Source organism: Geobacillus kaustophilus, from assembly GCF_000948285.1.
GTDB lineage: Bacteria > Bacillota > Bacilli > Bacillales > Anoxybacillaceae > Geobacillus > Geobacillus thermoleovorans_A.
This window is the reverse complement of sequence record NZ_JYBP01000003.1, coordinates 2,452,685-2,475,998: the sequence shown is the minus strand read 5'-3', so window position 1 is coordinate 2,475,998 and position 23,314 is coordinate 2,452,685. Positions and strand designations below refer to the sequence as shown.

Sequence of the window (23,314 nt, the reverse complement as noted above, 5' to 3'; positions counted from 1 at the left end):
GGCTTTTTTCTTCATGCATCATAGAAGGATGGTGCTGCGCAAACAACATTGGCAACCCGCCGGCTGGGCGGGGCTTTTTTGTCGTCATCCTGCCGGGAGAATGGTGAAATAGCATTTTGCTTAAACGACGGAATATGATTATGTTATACTAACAAATATTAAGGGACACGAAATACATAGTTGGCAAGGGGGATCGGTATGGGAGCGGAGCAGCAGCCGCTTATGGCAGAACAAAAAGAAAAAATATGGACGAAAGATTTTGTTTTGATTTGTTTGGCCAATTTTTTTGTGTTTCTTGGGTTTCAAATGACGATGCCGACCATTCCGCTGTTTGTCGAGCATTTGGGCGGCAACGATCAGCTGATTGGCGTTGTCGTCGGTGTGTTTACGTTTTCGGCGCTCATCGTCCGTCCGTTCGCCGGCCATGCGCTTGAGACGAAAGGGCGCCGGTTTGTGTTTTTATTGGGGCTTCTCATTTTTGTCGTTTCTGTCGGTTCCTACAGCTTGATCTCAAGTATTTTCTTTCTCTTTTTGATGCGGGTCCTCCAAGGAATCGGCTGGGGGTTTTCGACAACCGCTTCCGGAACGGTGGCAACGGACATCGTTCCAGCGAGCCGCCGAGGGGAAGGAATGGGCTATTACGGGCTGTCTGGGAATATCGCCTTGGCGTTTGGTCCGTCGCTTGGACTTGTGCTTGCCGCTATGATTCCGTTTAGCCATCTGTTTGCCATTTGTGCGGCGCTTGGAGTCGCTTCGGTGCTATTTGCCGCCGCGATCACGTATAAAAAAGCGGAAGCCGTGCATGGTAAAGGGGAGAACAGATGGGACTTGTATGAAAAAAGCGCTTTGACTCCGTCGTTGCTGTTGTTTTTCTTGACGGTGACGTTCGGCGGCATCGCCTCATTCTTGCCTCTATATACGGCGCAAAAACAGATCGGCGGCCTGCAGCTGTACTTTTTGCTTTACGCGCTTGCCTTGATGGTGACGCGAACGTTCGCTGGCCAGTTGTATGATCGAAAAGGGCATCGGGCCGTTTTTCTACCTGGCGCGGGGCTTATTTTGCTGGCGATGCTTCTTCTCGCTTGGCTGCCGGGAGAATGGGCGTTGCTTTTGGCGGCGGTGCTATACGGTTTCGGCTTTGGCATGGTGCAACCGGGGCTGCAGGCGTGGTCCGTCGAGAGGGCGCCTGCCCACCGCAAGGGAATGGCGAACGCGACATTTTTCTCGTTTTTTGATTTAGGGGTCGGCGTCGGGGCGATGGTGTTTGGCCAAATCAGCCATTGGTTCGGCTATCCGAGCATTTATTTGGCCGCCGCCGGTTCTGTGCTCCTTTCGATGCTCGTCTATTGGACCGTCTTGCACAGAGAGCAGCCCCTTCGTTCAAAGGCGGGAAAAAACGCTTAGGGATAGCCCCTAAGCGTTTTTAGCTAGGTTCTTCACCGGCGGGAATGCACTTCGTAAATGGCGAATTTTAAGTAGTCGCCTTCTTCCGCGGCAAGGAGTTTCGGGTGGTCGTAGCCGGCGCCGTTCCAATATACTTGACGCAGCACTTTTTTTGCGTCAAATGCCGCGTCGGCGATCATCTCTTGAAATAGGTGGGGGCGGACGTGGTACGAGCAGCTTGATGTGACGAAAAAGCCGCCGTCTTTGACAAGCTTCAAACCGTTTAAGTTAATATCTTTATAGCCGCGCAGCGCCTTCGGGACGGCATGGGCCGATTTCGCGAACGCCGGGGGGTCGATGATGACGACATCCCACTGTTTGCCGGCGCGCACCGATTCGCGCAAATAGTCGAAGGCGTTGGCGACGACAAATTCAACGTTTGTGAATCCGTTTAACGCGGCGTTCCGTTTTGCCGTTTCGATGGCATGTTCCGAAATGTCGACTGCTGTGGCATGTTTTGCTCCGTACAGACAAGCGTTTAGCATAAACGAGCCGGTATGGGTGAAGCAGTCGAGCACGGTCGTCTCCGGACCGATCAGCGGACGAAGGGCGGCGCGGTTTTGCCGTTGGTCGAAGAAAAAGCCGGTTTTTTGTCCGTTTTCAATATCGACGATGTATTTCACGCCGTTTTCCTCGATTTCGATTTCCGTTTCCCCTTCCCCGTACCAAAAGCCCTTTTCTTGTTTGAGACCTTCAAGCTCCCGAACGGACACATCGTTGCGCAAATAAATGGCCCTTGGGGCGAACACGTCAAGCAAGCCGCGCAAAATCCAGTCTTTCCGTCTTTCCATGCCGAGCGCCAAAATTTGCACAACAAGCACATCTTCATATTTGTCGACGATCAATCCGGGCAAAAAGTCGGCCTCGCCATAGACAGCGCGGCAGGAGCGAACGCCGGGAATCATCCGTTCACGGTACGCCCACGCCTGACGGATGCGGTCGATGAAAAAGCGCTCATCAAGTTCATCGTTTCGGTTTTGCGTCAAAACGCGGACGATGATTTGTGAAGCGGGGTTGATATATCCTTTCGCCAGCCAATAGCCTTGATGATTGTAAACGTCAACGAAGTCGCCCGGCGCCGCATCACCTTCGATGCGGTCGACTTCACTTTGAAAAATCCATGGATGCCCTTGCTCAAGCCGTTTTTTTCGTTCTCGTTTGAGGATGACCTTTGCCATCGTTTCCACTCCCATTCCATCGTCAATTGCTGCGTTTCCATCATAGCGGATTGAAACGCGCAGCGCAACGTCGGCGAAAAAAAGATTGACAATCGTTCGTGCCATGGTATGATTAAGTGTAAAGAAAACTGAAAATTGCACCATCATCCACTAGGGGGGCCTTTAGAAAGGCTGAGATCAAAGTGTGCCTTTGAGACCCTTAGCACCTGATCTGGGTAATGCCAGCGTAGGGAAGTGGAGGAGCAGCACAGCAAGGCTAGGCTTTGCCTTGCCAACGTCGCATGCCCACGCCGCTTTCTTTACGCCAATCGGCAAAGGAAGCGGCGTTTTTATTTTGCCAAAAAGGGGGAAAACGAATGTCATTTGCCAAACAATTGCGCCAAGCGGCCGATCCGATCTGGCAGGCGAGTTTCCGCCATCCGTTTGTTCAGGAGCTTGGCCAAGGGACGCTTGCGCGCGAGAAGTTTCGCTATTACGTGATGCAAGATGCCTATTATTTGCGCCATTTTGCCCGCGTGCAGGCGATCGGGGCGGCGAAATCGCCGGATTTGGCGACGACAGCCCGGTTGGCGCACCATGCACAAAGCACGTGCGAAGCCGAGCTGTCGCTGCATGAAACGTTCGCCAAGCTCTTGGGCATTACGGAAGAGGAAAGGGCGGCGTTCATTCCGGCGCCGACGGCGTACGCCTATACGTCGCACATGTACCGCGCCGCGTACGAAGGGCATCTCGGCGATGTCATCGCTGCCATTTTGCCGTGCTACTGGCTGTATTACGAAATTGGTGAGCGCTTGAAAACGTGCCGGCCGAACGATCCGATTTATGAAAAATGGATCGGCACCTACAGTTCGGATTGGTTCCGCTCGCTTGTTGAAGAGCAAATCGCGCGGCTTGACGACATCGCTGACGCGGTCACCGAAGAGGATCGCCATCGGATGAAGCGGCATTTCCTCATCAGCAGCGAATATGAGTACGAGTTTTGGGAGATGGCGTATCGGCTTGAGCAGTGGCCGTCGGCTGAATTGGCGGCGAGCCGTTGACGCAAGACAAGGAGGAGAACAGGATGGAAGTGAAAACAAAAGGGTTGAAATTGGCGGATATTTTAACGACGATCGTCATTGCCATTGTGTTTGGCGTTATTTACAAATTATGGGGACCGCTGTATAGCGCGGTGGGAGCAGTAGGGTTTCATCTCGATCAACTCATTTACGGCATGTGGTTTATCGCCTCCTCGCTCGCCTATTTGTTGATCCGCAAACCAGGGGTGGCGTTGCTTGCGGAGATTGCGGCTTCGTCCGGCGAGCTGATCATGGGATCGCAATGGGGGCTTGAAGTGCTCATTTACGGGGTTGTCCAAGGGCTGTTGGCCGAGCTTGTCTTTGCCGTCTTCCGCTATCGGCGCTTTGATGTGTTCGTTGTCTCGCTCGGCGCGGTCGGGGCGACGGTCGGCTCGCTCATCATGGACTTTTACAAAGGCTATATTGGGGCGCTTGCTCCATGGAATATGGCGCTCTTTTTGCTGGCGCGTTTTATCGGCGCCATCCTCATCTCCGGTGTGTTTGCTGTTTCATTGGCGAAAGCGCTCGAAAAAACCGGAGTGACGCAAATGTGGCGGCCGGCCTCGAAAGACGATTACGATGCGTTGAACCGTTGAGGTCGGTGAGCGATGAAAAACATCATTGTGATTGACCGGCTGCGCCTGAAATTTCCCGGGAGCGACGGACTGTTGTTTCGCGACTTGTCGCTTTCGATTGCCGAGGGGGAGAAAGTGCTCCTCCTTGGTCCGTCGGGATGCGGCAAGTCGACATTATTGCAAGTGATGGCTGGCATCATTCCCCACTCGATCGATGTGCCGATGAAAGCGGAGCGCCTTGAGCGGCCGGAACGGTGGGGCTATGTTTTCCAAGATCCTGATGCGCAATTTTGCATGCTGTATGCGGACGAGGAAATCGCTTTTGCCCTGGAAAATCGAAGCGTGCCGCGCTATGAGATGCCCGTCCGCATCCGCGCCCTGCTGGACCAGGTCGGTTTGGAGATCGCCCCGCATACTGATATTCATGCGCTTTCCGGTGGAATGAAGCAGCGATTGGCTCTTGCTTCGGTGCTGGCGCTTGAGCCGGATGTGTTGTTTTTGGATGAGCCGACGGCGCTGCTCGATGAAGAAGGGACGAAGGCGGTATGGCAAACAGTGAAGCAGGTGGGCCGCGGCAAAACGGTTGTCATCGTCGAGCATAAAATTGACCATGTGCTCGACTTTGTGGATCGCATTGTCTTGTTCGGCCGCGATGGGCGCATCATCGCCGACGGCGAGGCGAAGGCGGTGTTTTCCGACTATAAAGACGTGATTGCCGCTGAAGGGATTTGGTATCCAGGCGTCTGGGACGACTATGACCGGACGGCAAGGCGGCGAAATCGCCATCAAGGCGAGGAGCTTCTTCGCCTCGCCCGTTTTCGCGGGTTCCGCGGCCGGGAGGCGAAAATCTATGTTCCTGAAGCAACGGTGCACGCGGGCGAATGGATTGCCGTCACCGGAAAAAACGGCGCCGGTAAAAGCACGTTGCTGCACGCGCTTATGCAACTCATTCATACAGACGGCGAGTATGTGCTGCTAGGGGCCGACATCAAGCAGCAACACCCGCTCTACCGCCATATTGCCTTTGTTTTCCAAAATCCGGAGTGGCAATTTGTCACCCATTCGGTTCGCGAAGAGCTCGCCTACTCGCTTCGGCTTGAAGGGCGGCCGGAAGCGGAAATTGAGGAAACGATCGCTCGCCTGTTGCGTGAATTTGACCTTGTTGAGCAGCAAGACCAACACCCGTACCAGCTGTCGATTGGGCAAAAACGGCGGTTGAGCGTCGCTGCTTCGATCGTCGCCGGCCAACGCCTCTTTTTGCTTGATGAGCCGACGTTTGGTCAAGACGCGAAAAACACGTTTGCTTTGCTTGAAATGCTTGAAGCGCACCGCGAACAAGGAGCGGCGATCATGATGGTTACACATGACGAACAAATCGTCCGCCGCTTTGCGACGAGACGGTGGGTGATTGAAGACGGGACGCTTGTTCGGGACGAACAGCTTGACATCCGAGAGCCGGCGTTGGCGGAAGGTGGGGCGGGGCGATGAAATGGGAGGTTCGCTGCCGCGAGACATGGCTTCATGAGACGAACCCGAGCTTAAAGCTCATTGTGCTTGTCGTGCTCTTTTTCGCTGTGTTGTTCATTCATAACCCGAACGTACTGATCAACGTTTCGCTCGCTCTGTTTGTTTTGTTTTGCTTTGGCACCGGCTATCCGGCAAACGTGTTGTTTTGGCTGTTTTTGCCGTTTTTCCTCGTCTTTGTTTCGACGGCCTCATCGATGATGATGTTTGGCGAAGGAACGACGACATGGGTTCGCTGGGGGCTCATCCATATTACGGCGGAAAGCTTTTGGCGCGGAGTGCATATCGGGTTTCGCGCTTTGGCGCTTGGGCTTCTCGGGTTGATTTTTTCGCTGACGACTCGGCCGGTGCATCTGTTTTATTCACTCATGCAACAGCTGAAGCTGAAGCCGAAGTATGCATACAGTTTTTTGGCGGCCGTTCGCCTGTTGCCGATTATGCTTGAAGAGTTTCAGACGATCCGCTATGCGTTAAAAGTGCGCGGCGTGCCGAACAAGGGCGGCCTCAGCAAAGTGAAGCGCTACGCCATTCCGCTGTTGTCGCAAAGCATCCGCCGCGCCCAGCGCATTGCGGTCGCGATGGAGGCAAAGCGATTTTCCGGGAATGGGCGGCGCACGTTTTACTATGAAATAGGGTTTGGCAAATATGATGTCCTGTTTGTCGCCTTGTTCGCCGCCTTGATGCTGGCGGCTTATTATGCCGGCATACATTATCCATATATCCCGACCAGCGATGTCCGATAGAGGAAAAGGGATGGCGATGGGGATTCTTCATTTCATTTCGACGGGACGGCAGACAGCCGATGAGTTCGCGGCGATTTGCGCCCATGTTCATCCGTATGCCGATTTCATTCATATTCGTGAAAAGGAAAAGACAGCGCGCGAAGTGGCCGAGTTCGTCACCGCGTTGCTTCGCGCCGGGGTGCCGCCGCGAAAAATTGTGGTCAATGACCGAGTTGACGTCGCTGTCGTTTATGGTGTCAAAGGGGTGCAGCTTGCTTATCACAGCCTGCCGGTGCGCGCCGTCCGCAGCTCGTTTCCGGACTTGATGGTTGGCTGCTCGGTGCACGGGCTCGAGGAGGCGAAACAGGCAGAGAACGATGGCGCTCACTTTTGTTTGTATGGTCATATTTTTTCGACGGACAGCAAGCCCGGTTTGCCGCCGCGTGGGTTGGATTCGCTTGCCGAAATCGCTGCTGCCGTGTCCATTCCAGTCATCGCCATCGGCGGCATTCATGCCGGCAACGCCCGTCAAGTGTTGGAAGCAGGCGCGTTCGGGGTGGCGGTATTGTCGGCTGTTTTTTTCGCAGCCGACCCTGTTGCTGAGGCTAAACGGCTGGCAGACATCGTGAAATGGAGGGGATAGGGGATGACGCATCGGTATGACGTCGCCATCATCGGCGGCGGGGTGATCGGGGCGGCCATCGGCTTTGAGCTCGCCAAGCGGCGGCATCGCGTCGCCATTTTCGAAAAAGGAACGATGGGAAGTGGGGCGTCAAGTGCGGCGGCTGGCATGCTCGGGGCGCAATCGGAGTTTTCGGCGCCGAGCCCGCTCGTGCCTCTTGCCTTGCAAAGCCGAGCGCTCATGCCGGCCTTGGCTGAAGAGCTGAGGGAGAGAACCGGCATTGATATCGGCCTTGTCGAAAAAGGAATGATCAAAATAGCGACAACGGAGGAGGAAGCAGACGATCTCTACCGCCATTATACATTTTGGCGGGGTATAGGCGAGCCGGTGCAGTGGCTCACGAAAGGGGAGGCGCTTGACATCGAGCCGCGCCTGGCGGGGGAAGCGATTGCTGGAGCGATGTACATCCCTGGCGATGGGCAAGTGAGCGCGCCGGATTTCGCCGCCGCTCTCGTCTATGCCGCCGCCTCCGCCGGCGCTTGTCTGTACGAGTATACGGAAGTGTTCGACATCCGTTCCGACAGCAGTGGGCATGTGCTAGACACAACAGGCGGGACGTTTGCCGCCGAGGCGGTCGTCATCGCTTCCGGAGCTTGGGCGGCGCGGCTCGGCGCGCGGGTTGGGCTTTCGCTTTCCGTTTACCCGGTCAAAGGGGAGTGCGTCATGGTGCGCACTCCAATTCCGTTGTTGCAAACGACTGTATTTGCGAAAAACGGCTGCTATATTGTTCCAAAATCGGGGAATCGACTGCTCATCGGAGCAACGTCCACGCCCAGCACGTTCGACCGGCGCGTATCGGCCGGTGGGGTGATGAACTTGCTTCATCGCGCCGCCTACCTTGTTCCGGACATTGAACAGGCGGAGTGGGTAAGGGCATGGAGCGGCATCCGGCCGCAGACCGAAGATGGCTTGCCTTATCTAGGCGAGCATCCGGAGAGGCGCGGCTTATTCGTCGCCGCCGGCCATTACCGGAACGGCATTTTGCTCAGCCCGTTGACCGGTCTGCTTGTCGCCGACTTAGTGGAGCGGAAAGAGACGGCGTTTGACCTTGCGCCGTTTTCGTTGACACGCCATATCGGAAAGGTGGGGGTGGAATGACGTTAGTGATTAACGGGGAGACGGTCGCCGTGCCCGACGAGGTGAAAACGGTGGGCGATTTGCTTGCCCATTTCCGGCTTGAGAACAAGCTTTGCATCGTCGAAGTCAATGTCCGCATCATCCAAAAACATGAGTATGGGACGACGGCGCTATGCGATGGCGATCGCGTAGAGATCGTTCATTTTGTAGGAGGCGGTTGAGATGTTGAAAATTGGTCCATATGAATTCTCTTCGCGGCTGTTGCTCGGCACGGGCAAATATCCGAGCTTGGACGTGCAAAAAGAAGCGGTGGAAGCGTCAGGGGCGGAAATTTTAACGTTCGCCGTCCGGCGGATGAACATCTTTTCCCCGGAGCAGCCGAACTTTTTAGAGCAGCTCGATTTAAGCAAATATAAGCTTTTGCCGAACACCGCCGGGGCGAAAACGGCCGAAGAAGCGGTGCGCATCGCCCGGCTCGCCAAAGCGTCCGGGTTGTGTGATATGATTAAAGTAGAAGTGATCGGCTGCGACAAAACGCTCCTCCCAGACCCGATCGAGACGTTGAAAGCGGCGGAAATGTTGCTTGAGGAAGGGTTTATCGTGTTGCCGTACACATCCGATGACGTCGTGCTGGCAAAGCGGCTTGAGGAGCGCGGCTGTCATGCGATCATGCCGGGTGCCTCGCCGATCGGGTCCGGGCAAGGCATCATCAATCCGCTCAATTTGAGCTTTATCATTGAGCAGGCGAACGTGCCGGTCATTGTCGACGCCGGCATTGGCGGACCGGCGGATGCGGCGCTGGCGATGGAGCTTGGCGCGGATGGGGTGCTCTTGAACACCGCTGTTTCCGGCGCGGCCGATCCAGTCAAAATGGCGAAAGCGATGAAGCTGGCGGTGGAAGCGGGCCGGCTTGGCTATGAAGCCGGACGCATCCCGAAAAAACGATACGCGTCAGCAAGCAGCCCAATGGAAGGAATGAGTGTTGTTTGAACGAACGGTATTCCCGGCAGCAATTGTTTGCACCCATTGGTGAGGAAGGGCAGAAAAAAATACGGGAAAAGCACGTCGTGTTAGTCGGCGCCGGAGCGCTCGGCACAGGCAACGCCGAAGCGCTCGTTCGCGCCGGCATCGGCAAATTGACGATCATTGACCGCGATTACGTCGAATGGAGCAACTTGCAACGCCAGCAACTTTACAGCGAAGCGGATGCGAAGGAGCGGCTGCCGAAGGCGATCGCCGCCAAACGGCGCCTTGAACAAATCAATAGCGAGGTTGAGATCGAGGCCATTGTCGGCGACGCCGGCCCAGAAGAATTGGAAACGATCGCCCTCAAGCAACGCCCTGACTTATGGATCGATGCGACAGACAATTTTGATACGCGCCTTGTCATCAATGACGTTGCCTACAAGTACAACATTCCGTGGATTTATGGCGCTTGTGTCGGCAGTTACGGTTTAAGCTGCGCCTTCATTCCGAACCGCACGCCTTGTTTGTATTGCTTGCTTGAAACGGTGCCGCAAGGGGGATTGACGTGCGATACGGCCGGCATTATCAGCCCAGCGGTGCAAATGGTTGTCAGCTATCAGATGGCTGAGGCGTTAAAAATTTTAGTGGAGGACTGGTCGGCGCTTCGCGGCAAGCTCGTTTCGTTTGATCTTTGGGCGAACGAATACGCCGCCATTCGCATTGACGGGGTGAAAAAGGAAGGTTGCCCGACGTGCGGACGTCACCCCTCTTATCCGTTTCTCTCCTATGAACAACGGACGAAGACGGCCGTCTTGTGCGGGCGCGATTCCGTGCAAATCCGTCCGCCTGCTCCGCGCCAGTACAACTTGAATGAATTGGCGGAGCTGTTTCGCCGCCAAGGGCTTCAAGCGGAAGCGAACCCGTATCTTGTCTCCGCTTCGCTCGGCGACAAGCGATTGGTTGTCTTTCGCGACGGCCGTGCGCTTGTGCACGGCACAAAAGACGTGCAGGAGGCAAAGGCGATCTATTACCGTTATTTAGGTTGAAACGAGAGAAAATGAAATGATGCATTGATGGGAGGACGCCCTTGTTTTGTTCATCAAACTGTCAAAAAGACGTCCTTCTTCTCCTGTTTTTCCCGCCGTCAAGATGGTACGATGAAATAGGGGAAGAAAAGGGAGGGGAAGACGAATGGCCGAGTGGTCAGTGACATTCAACATTGCCTCATTGCTTGTTCTTGTGTATTTGATTGGTTCCTGTTGGCTTGAATCATGATGCGCCTCGGTTCATCCGGCGCATTTTTCTTTTTTGGTTGTCTGGATTTATATGGAAGGACAACTCGCCAGCTATAGTCAGTTGGCGAAAAATTTGTTATATTTAAGATAGGAAGAGCGAAAACGGCTGCTGCCGGCCGCATCGCTCTGTTTCCGCTTAGCGCGGCAAGTGTGGCTTTTACAGCATGATTCGGCGGAAAAATGGATATGAATAACATCGTCACCATCCATAGGAGTGTGAAGATTCGTTGGAAGAGTGGCCGTTAAGGTTGTTCGGGTGGTTTTTCCTCTCCCTGCTCGCGAATGCGCTGTTCGCTTCAGCAGAAGCCGCGTTTTCTTCGGCAAGCAAGGCACGGTTGCGGCATTATGCGGAAGAGCATCTGCACAATAAGCGCCTCCAGGTGTTGATCGGTCAGCTTGACCGCGTGTTGTTGGCGCTTGCTGTGGTCAACCGCTTCACCAGCGTTGTGACGGTCGTGCTCTTTACGGACATCGCTGTTTCGTTGCTTGGGGAACAGATGGGCTTGTTTGCCACGCTGGCGGTGATGACAGTATTATTTGTCGTCTTCGGTGAAATTTTGCCAAAATCGATGGCGAAAGAGCATGCGGAGCAGCTCGCCATCCGATACGCCGGCCTTGCCTATGGGCTGATGAAGTTGATGACGCCGGTTACGGCGTCGCTCCAAGCCTTAAAAGATCGAATCGCCAAGAGGTTCGCCAATGGGGTGGCTGTGCCGGCTGTTACGGAGGAAGATATTAAAGTGATGGTTGAGCTGAGTGAAGAAGAAGGAGTCATCGACAACAAAGAAAAAGAATTGATCCAACGTTCGCTCGATTTTGATGAAATTTTGGTCGGAGAAATTTTCACGCCGCGCGCTGATATGGTGGCGGTGGAAGTGAACCAGCCGATTGAAGAGATTCGCGACGTGTTTTTGGAAGAGAAATATTCCCGCATCCCGGTCTATGAAGGGGATATTGACAACGTGATCGGCATTTTGTCGGAAAGCGACTTTTTCAGCGAGCTTGTGCAAAAGCGGGAGGTGCGCATCCGCGATTTGTTGCGCCAGCCGTTGTTCGTTGTCGAGTCAATGAAAGTGTCCGATCTCTTGCCGGAGCTGCAAAAAAGCAAAGTGCATATGGCGATCGTCGTCGACGAGTTTGGCGGCACCGCTGGACTCATTACGCTCGAAGATATTCTTGAACAAATTGTCGGCGAAATATGGGATGAGCATGATGAGGCGGTGAAAACGGTGCGCCAAATCGACGAGCACAGCTTTGAGTTCAGCGCCGAACTGCCGCTGGATGAGTTTTGCGAAGTGATGAACATCGACGTGCCAAAGAGTGAATCGCATACGTTAGGTGGCTGGATTTTTGAGATGTTTGAACGCATTCCAGCAGTCGGTGAAACGTTGCAATATGGACCACTGACGTTCACCGTCCGACAAGTCGACAATCGGCGCATTCGCAAAGTGCTTGTCTCATTGAGCCAACCGCTTGCCGATCAGGCGGGAAGCGCCTGATTCGCTCCCCGTTCCCATATGAAAGCGCCCCGGGCTGACTGCCTGGGGCGTTTGCCATCTATATGAAGTTGTTCGTAAGGCGGTTATTGAATGTTGCTGAATTGGCCGCCAAGTTGTTGCTGAGCCATGGCGACAAGACGTTTCGTAATTTCGCCCCCGACCGAACCGTTCGCGCGAGAAGTCGTGTCAGCGCCGAGTTTCACCCCAAATTCTTGGGCGATTTCGTACTTCATTTGATCAATGGCTTGTTGAGCACCAGCGACTAACAGTTGGTTGTTGTTATTGTTGCGTGCCATCGTTGATCATCTCCTCTTTAAAATTTTTGATGGTTGGGGTGGTTGGATTTGCACCAACACTTCACGCTGCAAGGCGTGTGCCAAGCTTGGCTGAACCCATCGGCCCACCCGCTTTTGGCTTCGCCAGCGCCCCCGTTGCAACGGATGAGTGATTTCGCTGGCGGTACTCATAGTTTGGGCCGTTGTTTGCCTGTTATGCATGGTGAGAATATGGGAATTTTTAACGTTTTACCGCCGTCACCATTAGGGAATATGTAAAGATAAGGAACATCTTAGAGGAGGAAGCAGCATGAATGTATGCCCGCTGTGCAACGGGTTGCGCCGGGTGACGGTGTATTGCAGCTACTGCCGGCAACCGATGGAAGACCAAGGAAAGGTGACGGATTATTTTGATGATTACAGTCCATATATGGATGCCGACGTCATGAAGCTTGTCGACGGCTATTTGCGCACATACATGAACCATGAATGCGTCCATTTGTTTTACTGCCCACGCTGCCATGAGGAGGAAGTTCGTTTTATCAAGGAATAGAGCCGTTGACCGAGGAGAAAGAAACGGCGTCCCGGTTTTTTCGGAACGCCTTCGAATGAATCTATATGAACAACAATGGGGGTTACTTTTCATCCGCCGCCCGGACGCGCCGTTCCGTTTCAACGTCAAAGAAATGCGCTTTGTTCATATCAAGCGCCAGGTCAATCCGGTGGCCCGGCTTGATTTCCGTGCGGGCGTCGATGCGAGCGACCAATTCTTGGTTGTCGATGCTAAAATAGATCATCGATTCAGCGCCAAGCAGCTCGGCGACTTCGACGAGAGCGGTGACTTTCGTCGCCGGAGAGGCTTCAAGGAAGAGCGGTTCGTCGTGAATGTCTTCCGGACGAATGCCTAAAATGACTTCTTTGCCGACATACCCTTGCTCACGCAACACTTTCATTTTTCCTTCCGGAATGCCAAACGATGTTTGGCCGACGACAAACTTGCCGTCTTGCAGCGTTCCACGAAGGAAGTTCATGGCCGGTGAGCCGATAAAGCCGCCGACAAAAATGTTTTCCGGTTTTTCGTATACCTCGCGCGGCGTTCCGACTTGCTGGATGACGCCGTCTTTCATGACGACAAGACGGGTGGCCATTGTCATGGCTTCCGTTTGGTCGTGGGTGACGTAAATGGTCGTCGTTTCCAAGCGTTGATGGAGTTTCGCGATCTCCGAGCGCATTTGCACCCGCAGTTTCGCATCCAAGTTTGAAAGCGGCTCGTCCATTAGAAACACTTTTGCATCGCGGACAATGGCCCGTCCTAATGCCACGCGCTGCCGCTGTCCGCCGGAGAGCGCTTTCGGTTTGCGGTCCAAATATTGCTCGAGCCCAAGAATGCGCGCCGCCTCGCGGACGCGTTTTTCAATTTCCGCTTTCGGGAATTTGCGCAGTTTTAAACCGAATGCCATGTTGTCATAGACGCTCATATGTGGATACAGGGCATAGTTTTGGAACACCATGGCGATGTCGCGGTCTTTCGGCGGCACATCGTTCATTCGTTTGCCGTCGATGTAGAGATCGCCTTTGGAAATTTCCTCAAGGCCGGCGATCATCCGCAACGTGGTGGATTTGCCGCAGCCGGACGGGCCGACAAATACGATAAACTCTTTGTCTTGAATATGTAAATTGAAGTCTTTGACGGCGACCACATTGTTGTCGTAAATTTTGTAAATATGGTCAAGAAGCAGTTCTGCCATCGTGAATCCTCCTTATCGTTGAAATCGTTTTCCTATGACCAGTGTATAGAAAAATAGGAACATTCGTAAATGGACGAGGTGCACAAAAAATGCCGCCGATTTTCGGCGACATGACAAAAAAGCGTGGGATTACGAACGGCGCCGGTGCAAGATGGCCAAATAGACGGCTGCCGCCCCTTTGAATCGTTTGATGTCAACACCAGTTTGCTCTGTCCATTTATCGATTCGATATTGCAAACTATTGCGGTGCATATACAGCTTTTTCGCTGCCATCGACACGTTTAAGTTGCATTGCAAAAACGTCTCCATGGCCCGCACTTCCTTGTCGTCGAATCCGTCAAGAAATGAGAGGATCCGGCGAGCTTTCTCACTGACTGCTCCTTCTTCAAAGAGCGGAAGCGGAATGACGTCTTCCCATTCGTACACCGTTCGTTTCGGCCAAAAGCGCCGAGCGGCGGAAAAACACTCTTTTTCGAGGAGAAACGATTCATATAGCCGTTCATCGACGGAGCGGATTGGGCCGATCAATAAATGAATGGCAGTATAAAAATCAGCGGCGAGCGCCTCAGCCATGTCCACTAACGAAGACGGCTCCGTCGTCCGCTTTTGTTTCGCTTCGACGATCAGCCCGCGCCGATCTTGTTCCCAGACGATGGTGACTGGAGAAGAAAACAAGCCGCAAACAGCGTCAGCAAACTCCTCTTTGTTGGTGATCGGCCGGCTGGCTGTAAAATGAATGAACCGGCAATAGGGAGCAGCGAGCCGAGCGGGCGCGGCTGGGTCGCCGGTTGCCATCCATCGTTTCCATGCCCGCTCCTCTTCGCTTTCCGGTTCGCGCCGACGCTCGGCGGGGGTGAAAAAAAGCGCCAGCAATCGCCGCTCCTGCTCTGTCAATCGATGCTTGGCGATGCCGATCTCATCACCATCGGCGGTATAAAACCATTCGTAATCTTCGGGGTGTTCTGGCTGACCGTTGATGACGATGTCCCCTTCATAAAGCGATTCGAGCTCTTTTAGCATCGCGGCGCACCCCTTTCCGTCAAGGATGATGTCACGCCGAAGAGGAATCAGCGTTGTTTTCATTATACCAAATCCCTGCGAATGGAAAGAAAGACAATGGATGAAAGAGGGAAAGCCGCCGAATGAACGGGCGGTTTGGTCAACAGCGGTCGTTTCGAACGATCCCTGCCTAACGCATCGGCGGAGAGGCTTCATAGAACAAAAGGCCGACTTTCCCGAGGCGGGAAAATCGGCTCCGTTTACTGGTACTGGCCGGCTTCGTACGGCGGCTCTTCTTTGACAAGATCGCGCGCTTCCTCAATGTTGACGTCATCGCCGTGGCCGTACACGGCACCTCCGGCCATCCCTTCGTTGATCATGCGGTCAATGTCCATGTCGTATTTATCGCGCCCTTCGTACAATGAATCCCGGCGCTCGGTTTCATTTCGTTCCATCATCTCGCTCCTTTCTCTCATCATTTTTCCTAAAGTTTGTCCAAAAGAGGCATACGTTATCCATGCCGTTCATATGGATGAAAGAGGACAAGCGGAAAGAAAGGAGCGGCAGGCGATGATCATGCTGATCAAAAAATTGCTCGAAACAACCGCCGCGGCGGAAGAAAAAGCCCGGCAGCTTGCTGAGATGGAAACGGATGAGGCATGGGCGGTCTATTTGGCTGAAGCCGAGCGGCAGCGTAAACTTTGGCAATACGTGCATTATTTAGTTGCTGGGGCTAACACCGACGGCCGAGCGGAAAGAGAGCAAAGCAAAGCAGGTGCACCTCGTTGTGATCTCTTGCAAGCCATGGCGGCGGCTGAGTGGAAAAAAGCGATATTATGCCAGAACGTCTGCCAAAGCTTAAATGGAGCCGCCAAACAAGCCGTTGATGTTGTGTTCCACCAGGCGCTCCGCTACAGCGGCCAGTTTCTAGCTATGGCTTACGATGAGCGAGCTCGGCAAACAGCTGATTGAGCCTCTCGAGCCGCCGTGCCTCAATCTCCGGTTCATCAAACACCATCGGCTTGGCGTTGATTTCATAAATGTAAAGCTGCCGTTCGCTTCCGACGCCGATGTCGGCGGAAAATTCGCCGACAAAGCCAAACCGTTCGCCAAGGCGTGCGCCGCTCAAGGCAATAAGCCGCTCGAGCGCCGCTTCATCGATGCGTTCCTTGACTTCTTTGTACGGAAGGATGGTTCCGCCATGAAACAGATGGGTCGTCACCGACTCGACGTCGGCTGAACGGACACCGATGCCGGTGATCGTATGGCGGCCGTTGTGCCAATGGGCGAGCACGCGCAAATCGTAGCGGCGGCCGTTCCACTCGTCAGTTTCAGCCGCCGCTTGGGCGATGTAGCGGCCGGACTGAATGAGTGATGCGAGCGCATCGAGCGAGCAGAACCGTTTTTGGCCGCCCGGATATTCGCAAATGGCTTTCGTCTCCGACAAGGAGGTGAGGCGAAACAGCCCCATTCCTCTGGAGCCGTCATCCCGCTTCAAGTAAATGCAGCTGTATTGGCGGAGCCAAGCGCGAAGATCGGCCGCTGTTTGGACAGGCGCCGTCGGCAATAGATGCGGCCAGAGCCGGCGGTTGGACCGCAGCGCGTCATAAACGTCCGATTTGCGGAAAAAAGAGCGGTTGACAAGTGGAATGCCATGGGCGCTCAACTGGGCAGCCGCCGTTTGAAACGGCTCGCTTTCTTCTTCTTCGCGGTTTTTTACCCGATTGTAGACGACATCGGGCAGTGGAGCGGCCGCTTGGATGAAACAATGAAGCGTCGGAACGAATACATATCCGGAGACCGTTTTCTCTCCGATGCCGGCGTCCGCACTGACGACGGAGATGCCGCCGGCTTTGTGGATGGAGCGGATGACGGTTTCAAGCCACGGCTTTTTCCCAGCCAGCAAAGCGGAAAGGGACGAGGCGCTGACCAGCACGCCGACGAGCGGTCCCACCCGTCCATCTTGCTCGCGGACGGGAAAGACGAGATCGGGAAGGACAGCGGCGGAAGCAACCCAGCCGCTGCCGAATCGATAAGGGCCGCCCGGACTGTTGCACACCCACTCGCCGGTGTCAGGACGGTAGCCGATCGTCAGCATGGCCAAAGCGCCTCGGGTTCGGTGATGGCCGTTTTGCTGAGGTGGACAGCGTAAGCGAGCGGCAACCGCGCTGTTCGTTCGTCTGCGTCCTTTAATTTTGGGTGCTTAAAAATCGAACGTCCGGGTTTGGAATTGGCTTCAAACATCCAAATCCTTCCTTGTTGGTCAACGCCAAGGTCAAAACCAATTTCGCCGATCAACGTTTCTGATGCTTCATCAAGGCAACGGCTGAGCGTAAGGGCGGCGTCAGAAAGACGGGCGAGCATGATTTCGCGCTCGGCGGCATCCAGGAAAATTTCTTCCAGCGTTTTGACGATGCCTCCGCTGTTCATATGGGTCGTGATGCTTTGTTTTCCAGCAATTTTGGCGGCGATGGCGCTCACTTGCCATATGCCGTGTTCGTTTTTGTTAACGTGAACGCGGAAATCAGCCGGTCGGCCGTTGACGGCAAGAAGCGGAACTGCTTGTTGGATGACATAGCGGTGAAGCGGCGTATGGGCGAGCAAATGATGCCACACCGCCATGGCGGTCGGAAACAGCACCGTTTGTATTTCTCCGCTTTCATCGCGGAACCGGCATTCATAGGCGTTTTTTTTCGCTAAATGATAAATGCCGCGGCCGAGGCTGCCGTCGGCCGGCTTGATGTACGCTTCACGGTAGCGGGCAAGAAACTGCTCAATGGTGTGCTGCGTCACGTGGGCGGACGTCGCCGGCAAATACGGCTGCGCCTTCGGATGGGCAGAGAGCCGGCGGTAAATGTCCCATTTGTTGAAAAAACACCCGTTAAAGATCGGGATGCCATAGGTGGTTTGCAGCGTCTTCGTCATCGTTTGAAACGTTTCCTCCTTTTCGACGCGCCGGTTTGGCAGCCGGTTGTAAACGACATTCGGCAACGGCACCGTATGGCGTTCCCAGCCGCGCTCTGTGTAAAAATAGCCGTTCGTCATGCCGTTTTCCCAGTCAATATGGGGCGCGCTAAACAAAAAGGCAAATCCGCCGACTTGCTTTTCTTGCGCCAGCAGCTTGGCAAAAAAGAAGCTCCGGCTGCCGACCGGGCGGTTGAGCGACTTGGTGAATCCGGCGGTCAAAATGCCGACAAGCGGCCCGAAGTGAACAGCTTCATCGGTCAAAAAGACATGAACGTCAGCGGCGAACGGGATCGACAAGCATCTGGCAACGTCATGCGCCACAATCACACGGTCGGTGAGACGGGGGGAAGAAATGACCCGGCATGGGGTGACAAGGCTGCCGAATGCAGCTGATGTTTGCCTAGATGCTTGGAGCGTGGCGGGAAGAATCACCGTATTTGTTTGTTGTTCGTCAATGATCAACGTGTAGATCATTGGCTTTTCCCCCTCTGGCCAAAAACAAGCAATATCGAAGCGGCGCTTCGTACAGTTCGTTTTGTTGCTCCGGGGGCAGAAGATGCGCCACTTTTCTCCCCGGCTTGGAATTAACATCCAAAATCCACACCGCCCCGTTGTCGGCCGCACCAAGATCCAAGCCGATTTCAAACAAAGGGCCGAACATGCGATCTATATAAACTGGCAGCGTGCGGATGATCGTCTCAACGCCATCGAGCACGAAGAGACGTTTTGAAGAGGAAAGGCGGTCGAGCCACTCGGAAAACGGACGAATATCCGCGCCGGCGCGGATGTTGGCCACCCATGCCCCCGGTCGGCCGACTCGCACGGCCCGCACCCGCTCCGCCCAGCGTCCGTTTTCATCCTTTTGCAAAAGAATGCGGAGGTCAAACGGTTCACCCTCCGGGGTCGATAGCTGAAGCAATGGCTGCAGGACATACTCGCCGCGGCGGCTCCAAGAGGAGAGAAGCTGTTCCAGCTCGCTTCGGCGGGCAATGACGGCCTGTTCCTGACCGTGACTGTCTTGGACGGACAGTGCCTTCCCTCTCTTTTGAAAGATGCAAATACCGCGTCCTCCGGAGCCGTGCACCGGCTTGGCGATGGCGGCTTGTTCGCGGCGGAGAAGCGCAAGCACATCATCGGCGCGCTCAAGACGGACAGTCGGCGGCACGTAGGCGGACAAAAGCGGGTGAGAGGAGAGAGCTTCATATACGTCCCATTTGCCCGGCAGGCCATAGCCTAAAAACGTGAGGTCAGGTCGCTGCTTCAACCAGTTCATAATCGGTTTTGCTTTTTTGGATCGCTCATCATTGCCGTAAAAGCAGCGGTCATATAAAAATGGCGGAATGGCAAAGACGGCGTTTGTCCATTCGTTCGTTTCCTCTTGAAAGAGAAAGCCGCGGACGTTTTCCGTCTGCGGATCGATGCCAAGCGGCGAAAAGCGGCAGACGGAAATGCCGTAGCGTCTGGCGCGTTTCGCCACCTCAGTGCAATACGTGCGGTCTTGCTGTTCGTCAAGGGTGACAAAACCGAGTGAAAGCAAAACGGTTCACTCCTTTTCCTCCATCAATGTCAAACTATAGTCGATGATCGCCTTCGCCGACGGGCGGACTGATTGGTAGGAAGCGGCCATATCCGTCCGTTTCGACGGCTTCGTATTCACCTCGATGATCCACGGCTGGCCATGGATGTCAATGGCAAGATCAACGCCAAACTCTCCGTACAGCCCTTCCGCTTCCGAGGCGAGAACGGCAGCGGATTCCAGTGCGATTTCTTTCAGAAGCTGTTTTTGCTGGAACGCGTCAGCTCTCGTATGCCACTTCCGCAAGACATCATTGACCGCCATCAGCTCTCCGCCGCGCGCAAGGTTAGCGACAAACTGATCGGGCGGCGCTATGCGGGCGACGGCGGAAGTGACGCGCCAATCATTGTGGCGGACGCGATGACAAAGCAGGCGAAAATCGACCGGGCGGCCGTCGAGGGTGCGAAGCTCAAGCCCTTGTTGGATGATCATCGGCGTTCGGATTTGTTGCCGCAAAGCGGAAGCTAAAGCGTCCATCGAACGATATGCGGCCGTTGAAGCGGAAGTGGAATGGCGAAGACAAATTCCGTCGTCCGAATGTTGGAGGCGGAAAATCCCTCGCCCTTGGCTGCCATAGATCGGCTTGAGAAAGACGGAAGGGAAAGCGTCAAGGAACGACTCAAGCGTATGTTGACCGCTCCAGAGAGCCGTTTTCGGCAAGTACGGGTGCAAGTACTCGTGACGTTCAAAATGGCAGTGCACTTCCCATTTATGCAAAAAGCGATGGTTGAACATCATCCCGTTTTCTTCGGCAAGCCGGGCGAGCAGCTCGGCAAACAAAGGGGAGCGTTCGAGCTTGCGCGAGTGAAGGCGATTGTAAACGACATTGGCCGAAGGAACGTCCCGCTTGCCCCATCCGCTTTCGGTCCATTGATAGCCGACTCCCTCTAAGTAAAGCGCCGGCGAGGATACGTAAAAAAAGAGGCCACGCTTTCTAGCATATGCCGCCAATTCCTCGCAAAAGTGATGGATGGATCCAAAGGCAGCCCGTTCACTTGTTTCATTGATTTCCGTCAGCACGGCCATCGTTCGTTGTTTGCTCATCGCAGTCCCTCATTTGCGCATTCGTCAGGCAAGCTCTATAATGAACAATTAGGCAAATGTTTATATCGCCATCGTATGATGACGGACGCCGTTTGGTGACAGCGGCGGGGACGGAAGGAGAAGAGGATGGAAACGTTCGTTTATTTGCTGTTTATGGTGGCGGTCGGGGCGCTCATTGGCGGGGTGACGAATTTTATCGCCATCGTGATGCTGTTTCGCCCATATGAGCCGATGTACGTGTTTGGAAAACGGCTGCCGTTTACGCCGGGATTGATTCCAAAGCGGCGGCGGGAGCTGGCCGAACAGCTCGGGAAAACGGTCGTGGAGCATTTGGTGACGCCGGAAGGATTGCGGCGCAAACTCATGGATCCGTCCTTTACGGCCGGGATGGCCGAGTGGGGGCGGGAAGGGCTTCGAAAGTGGCTTGCGCGCAAAGAAACGCCGGCTGAGTTGCTTGAACGCCTCGGTATTCGCTCTCCCGACGAGCGGCTCGAAGCGATGGCGGCCGAGCAAGCTGAGCGAGCGTACGAACGGTGGAGCGAAACGTGGCGTCTGCGGCCGATACGCGATGTATTGCCAGCGGAGTTGAAGCAGACGATGGAGGCGCGCGTCAAAAGTCTAGCGGGTTATTTGGCCGACAGGACGCTTGACTACTTTCGCAGCGAGGAGGGAAAGCAGCAGATTTCCAGCATGATCGAGCGTTTTTTCCAAGAGCGCGGGATGGTTGGAAATATGCTGCAGATGCTGCTTGGCAATGTCAATTTCGTCGATAAGGTGCAGGTGGAGCTCGGTAAATTTTTGCGCCATGCCGGCACAAGAGAGGTGCTCTCCCGCCTTCTTTGGACGGAGTGGAACAAATGGTTGGACTATCCGCTCGCAACTGTGGAAGAGATGATAGGCCGCCGGCGCATCGATGAGGCGGTGCGGTCGGCTGTCCGCCGCTTGGTGCAAAGCGGCGGCTGGCTGCATCGCCCGCTTGATGAGCTGATCGCTCCGTACGAGCAACCATTGTTTGACCGCCTGATCCCGCAGGCGGCGGCAACGGTCAGCTGCCTGTTAAGCGACAAAATTGAGGCGATTGTTGCGCAGCTTGGGTTGGCGGATATTGTCCGCGACCAAGTGGAGTCGTTTTCATTGCGGCGGTTGGAAGCGATCATTTTATCGATTGCCCGCCGCGAGTTGCGGATGATTACGTATTTGGGCGCTTTGCTTGGCGGGCTGATCGGCGCTGTCCAAGGGCTCATCAGCTTATGGCTGTAATATCTCTGCTGGGCGGCGCATACGTTAGAACGTGAACGATATTCGTATAGGAGGCACTTTTTATGTCTGAACCCCTTCATGCGCTCGCTAGACAGCTTGAGCAGGCGATTCGGGCGAGCGAGCCGTTTCAGCAGCTGAAACGGGCATACGAAGATGTCCGCCGAGATGAAACCGCCTATCGAATGTTCGCGAATGTCCGCGACATCCAGCTTCGGCTCCATGAAAAACAGATGCGCGGGGCGGCCATTTTGCCTGATGAAATCGAACAGGCGCAAAAGGCGATGGCGCTCGCCCAGCAAAACGAGAAACTCGCCCGCTTGATGGCGCTCGAGCAGCAAATGAGCATGACGATCGCTGAAGTTCAGCAAATCGCCATGAAGCCGCTTGAGGAGTTGCACCGTTCATTCATGGAAGGAAGATAGGAAAAACACCCGGTCGGGTGTTCTTTTTTTGTCCGTTTCGTCATAGTCATGAAAATGATAAGGAATGCAAAACCGCCGCCAGCTTGCTGGCGGCGGCAAGAGAGGTTGAGACGGACAAAAGGGGGAGACAGCCGTGTATAAGCTGTTGGCGCTCAACATTGACGGAACGATTTTAAAAAACAACGGCCGCCTGCCGCGCGAAACGAAAGAGGCGGTCGACTATGTGAAGAAAAAAGGAGTTTATGTTACGTTAATCACGAGCCGCAATTTGCTTTCCGCCCGGAAAGTGGCGAAAGCGTTGCGGCTTGATGGGATGCTCATTGCATTCCAAGGAGCGATGATTGCCAGAACGCTTGATGATAGGCTGTTTGACGCCGTGATCCCTGAGGAGCGGACGTTTAATATCGTGCAAATTTTGGAAAACTTCAACTGCAACATCCGCCTCATGCATGAGCGGTATTCGCTCGGCAATCGGAAGAAAGTGAAGAAAAACCTTGTCGTGCAAACGGTTCTCTCCTCAAGCGACCCGTTTTTCTATCCGACCCAATTTGTCGATTCACTCGGCGATGTGCTGATCGACGAACCGATCGCTGTGCCGAAAATTGATGTATATTTTGCTGCAGACGAAGAGCGGGATGAAGCAGCCGCTTTATTGACGAAATCGATTCCGTCCATTGATATGATTATGCAGCCAAACGGAAAAATGGAAATTGTCCCGCAAGGAGTGTCTAAACTCGCGGGGTTGCGCCGGCTGGCTCAACATATCGGCGTATCGTTGAAAGAAACGGTGATGATCGGTGACGGTCTTGACGATTTGCCGGCGATTGAAGCGGCTGGGCTCGGCGTCGCCATGGGGAACGCGCCGCTTGAGGTGAAGCGGGCGGCCGGCTGGGTGACGCGTTCGAACGAACAGCTCGGCGTTGCCTACATGGTGAAAGAACATTTCCGCAAACAGCAACGGATCGAGTTTTTGCAAAAACTCAAAACAAAACGATGAGCCGTCC

25 protein-coding genes and 1 riboswitch are annotated in these 23,314 nt (G+C 54.5%); of the genes, 16 read left to right on the top strand and 9 right to left on the bottom strand.

From position 1 onward, the window contains the following. The first annotated feature begins 198 nt into the window (after positions 1 to 198). On the top strand, positions 199 to 1,404 hold the full coding sequence (locus LG52_RS12715) for an MFS transporter (protein WP_044732227.1): 1,206 nt from the start codon (positions 199 to 201) through the stop codon (positions 1,402 to 1,404). 32 nt (positions 1,405 to 1,436) lie between these two features. Here the strand turns inward: LG52_RS12715 and LG52_RS12710 are convergent, their stop codons facing one another. After that, positions 1,437 to 2,621, bottom strand: coding sequence for a class I SAM-dependent rRNA methyltransferase (locus LG52_RS12710; RefSeq protein WP_044733248.1), 1,185 nt, complete (start codon positions 2,619 to 2,621; stop codon positions 1,437 to 1,439). A 142-nt stretch (positions 2,622 to 2,763) separates the two neighbouring features. Continuing rightward, positions 2,764 to 2,871, top strand: a riboswitch (TPP riboswitch). A gap of 106 nt (positions 2,872 to 2,977) precedes the next feature. On the opposite strand from LG52_RS12710, the gene tenA reads away from it, so the two are divergent. From tenA to LG52_RS12660, 10 genes are all read left to right on the top strand, one after another. After that, complete coding sequence (gene tenA / locus LG52_RS12705; RefSeq protein WP_044732226.1) at positions 2,978 to 3,661, top strand: thiaminase II; 684 nt, start codon at positions 2,978 to 2,980, stop codon at positions 3,659 to 3,661. Between the two features lie 23 nt (positions 3,662 to 3,684). Continuing rightward, positions 3,685 to 4,275, top strand: coding sequence for an ECF transporter S component (locus tag LG52_RS12700; protein WP_044732225.1), 591 nt, complete (start codon positions 3,685 to 3,687; stop codon positions 4,273 to 4,275). Between the two features lie 12 nt (positions 4,276 to 4,287). Then, the gene (locus tag LG52_RS12695; protein WP_044732224.1) at positions 4,288 to 5,742 is read left to right on the top strand and encodes an ABC transporter ATP-binding protein; all 1,455 of its coding nucleotides are present in this window, start codon (positions 4,288 to 4,290) and stop codon (positions 5,740 to 5,742) included. Then, positions 5,739 to 6,521 (top strand): energy-coupling factor transporter transmembrane component T family protein, encoded by a 783-nt coding sequence (locus LG52_RS12690; RefSeq protein WP_044732223.1) that lies wholly within the window; start codon positions 5,739 to 5,741, stop codon positions 6,519 to 6,521. The genes LG52_RS12695 and LG52_RS12690 overlap by 4 nt, the downstream gene beginning before the upstream one ends. A gap of 16 nt (positions 6,522 to 6,537) precedes the next feature. After that, positions 6,538 to 7,143, top strand: coding sequence for a thiazole tautomerase TenI (gene tenI / locus LG52_RS12685; RefSeq protein ID WP_044732222.1), 606 nt, complete (start codon positions 6,538 to 6,540; stop codon positions 7,141 to 7,143). Positions 7,144 to 7,146: 3 nt separating this feature from the next. Then, a complete protein-coding gene (thiO, locus tag LG52_RS12680; protein ID WP_044732221.1) occupies positions 7,147 to 8,280 on the top strand; it encodes a glycine oxidase ThiO in 1,134 nt (377 codons plus the stop codon). Beyond that, positions 8,277 to 8,480, top strand: coding sequence for a sulfur carrier protein ThiS (thiS, locus tag LG52_RS12675; RefSeq protein ID WP_014194970.1), 204 nt, complete (start codon positions 8,277 to 8,279; stop codon positions 8,478 to 8,480). The genes thiO and thiS overlap by 4 nt, the downstream gene beginning before the upstream one ends. 1 nt (position 8,481) lies before the next feature. After that, entirely contained in the window at positions 8,482 to 9,249 is a 768-nt protein-coding gene (locus LG52_RS12670; RefSeq protein WP_044732220.1) for a thiazole synthase, read from the top strand. Next, positions 9,246 to 10,271, top strand: coding sequence for a thiazole biosynthesis adenylyltransferase ThiF (locus LG52_RS12665; protein WP_044732219.1), 1,026 nt, complete (start codon positions 9,246 to 9,248; stop codon positions 10,269 to 10,271). Before LG52_RS12670 ends, LG52_RS12665 begins: the two co-directional genes overlap by 4 nt. Positions 10,272 to 10,747: 476 nt before the next feature. Then, positions 10,748 to 12,019 (top strand): hemolysin family protein, encoded by a 1,272-nt coding sequence (locus LG52_RS12660; RefSeq protein WP_044732218.1) that lies wholly within the window; start codon positions 10,748 to 10,750, stop codon positions 12,017 to 12,019. An 83-nt stretch (positions 12,020 to 12,102) separates the two neighbouring features. Here LG52_RS12660 and LG52_RS12655 read toward each other — a convergent pair whose 3' ends face one another. After that, positions 12,103 to 12,315: an alpha/beta-type small acid-soluble spore protein gene (locus LG52_RS12655; RefSeq protein WP_044732217.1), complete on the bottom strand. Its 213-nt coding sequence runs from the start codon at positions 12,313 to 12,315 to the stop codon at positions 12,103 to 12,105. Positions 12,316 to 12,604: 289 nt separating this feature from the next. Here LG52_RS12655 and LG52_RS12650 point away from each other — a divergent pair, with 289 nt between their 5' ends. Then, positions 12,605 to 12,847, top strand: a complete 243-nt coding sequence (locus tag LG52_RS12650; protein WP_044732216.1) for a hypothetical protein — start codon at positions 12,605 to 12,607, stop codon at positions 12,845 to 12,847. Positions 12,848 to 12,929: 82 nt separating this feature from the next. Here the strand turns inward: LG52_RS12650 and LG52_RS12645 are convergent, their stop codons facing one another. The 3 genes from LG52_RS12645 to LG52_RS12635 all read right to left on the bottom strand — a co-directional run bounded on the left by LG52_RS12645 (position 12,930) and on the right by LG52_RS12635 (position 15,496). Next, positions 12,930 to 14,042: an ABC transporter ATP-binding protein gene (locus LG52_RS12645; protein ID WP_044732215.1), complete on the bottom strand. Its 1,113-nt coding sequence runs from the start codon at positions 14,040 to 14,042 to the stop codon at positions 12,930 to 12,932. 129 nt (positions 14,043 to 14,171) lie between these two features. After that, positions 14,172 to 15,062: a PucR family transcriptional regulator gene (locus tag LG52_RS12640; protein WP_044733247.1), complete on the bottom strand. Its 891-nt coding sequence runs from the start codon at positions 15,060 to 15,062 to the stop codon at positions 14,172 to 14,174. Positions 15,063 to 15,301: 239 nt separating this feature from the next. Next, complete coding sequence (locus LG52_RS12635) at positions 15,302 to 15,496, bottom strand: hypothetical protein (protein WP_044732214.1); 195 nt, start codon at positions 15,494 to 15,496, stop codon at positions 15,302 to 15,304. 115 nt (positions 15,497 to 15,611) lie between these two features. Here LG52_RS12635 and LG52_RS12630 point away from each other — a divergent pair, with 115 nt between their 5' ends. Continuing rightward, complete coding sequence (locus LG52_RS12630; RefSeq protein WP_044732213.1) at positions 15,612 to 16,013, top strand: hypothetical protein; 402 nt, start codon at positions 15,612 to 15,614, stop codon at positions 16,011 to 16,013. Here LG52_RS12630 and LG52_RS12625 read toward each other — a convergent pair. Genes LG52_RS12625 through LG52_RS12610 form a run of 4 tightly spaced genes read right to left on the bottom strand, consistent with a single transcriptional unit; the run spans position 15,973 to position 20,628 of the window. Then, a complete protein-coding gene (locus tag LG52_RS12625; RefSeq protein ID WP_044732212.1) occupies positions 15,973 to 17,139 on the bottom strand; it encodes a YheC/YheD family protein in 1,167 nt (388 codons plus the stop codon). The two genes, LG52_RS12630 and LG52_RS12625, sit on opposite strands and share 41 nt — an antisense overlap. Further along, positions 17,133 to 18,482 carry a YheC/YheD family protein gene (locus LG52_RS12620; protein ID WP_044732211.1) on the bottom strand — a complete coding sequence of 450 codons (1,350 nt, stop codon included), beginning with the start codon at positions 18,480 to 18,482 and terminating at the stop codon, positions 17,133 to 17,135. Before LG52_RS12620 ends, LG52_RS12625 begins: the two co-directional genes overlap by 7 nt. Further along, a complete protein-coding gene (locus tag LG52_RS12615) occupies positions 18,460 to 19,545 on the bottom strand; it encodes a YheC/YheD family protein (protein ID WP_044732210.1) in 1,086 nt (361 codons plus the stop codon). Before LG52_RS12615 ends, LG52_RS12620 begins: the two co-directional genes overlap by 23 nt. A gap of 6 nt (positions 19,546 to 19,551) precedes the next feature. Continuing rightward, positions 19,552 to 20,628 carry a YheC/YheD family protein gene (locus LG52_RS12610; RefSeq protein WP_044732209.1) on the bottom strand — a complete coding sequence of 359 codons (1,077 nt, stop codon included), beginning with the start codon at positions 20,626 to 20,628 and terminating at the stop codon, positions 19,552 to 19,554. A gap of 126 nt (positions 20,629 to 20,754) precedes the next feature. Between LG52_RS12610 and LG52_RS12605 the strand changes: the two genes are divergently transcribed. The 3 genes from LG52_RS12605 (at position 20,755) to LG52_RS12595 (ending at position 23,307) form a co-directional block, all read left to right on the top strand. Beyond that, positions 20,755 to 21,888, top strand: a complete 1,134-nt coding sequence (locus LG52_RS12605; RefSeq protein ID WP_044732208.1) for a DUF445 domain-containing protein — start codon at positions 20,755 to 20,757, stop codon at positions 21,886 to 21,888. Positions 21,889 to 21,950: 62 nt separating this feature from the next. Continuing rightward, positions 21,951 to 22,310 carry a YlbF family regulator gene (locus tag LG52_RS12600; protein WP_044732207.1) on the top strand — a complete coding sequence of 120 codons (360 nt, stop codon included), beginning with the start codon at positions 21,951 to 21,953 and terminating at the stop codon, positions 22,308 to 22,310. Between the two features lie 133 nt (positions 22,311 to 22,443). Further along, positions 22,444 to 23,307 carry a Cof-type HAD-IIB family hydrolase gene (locus LG52_RS12595; RefSeq protein ID WP_044732206.1) on the top strand — a complete coding sequence of 288 codons (864 nt, stop codon included), beginning with the start codon at positions 22,444 to 22,446 and terminating at the stop codon, positions 23,305 to 23,307. Positions 23,308 to 23,314: the final 7 nt, after the last annotated feature.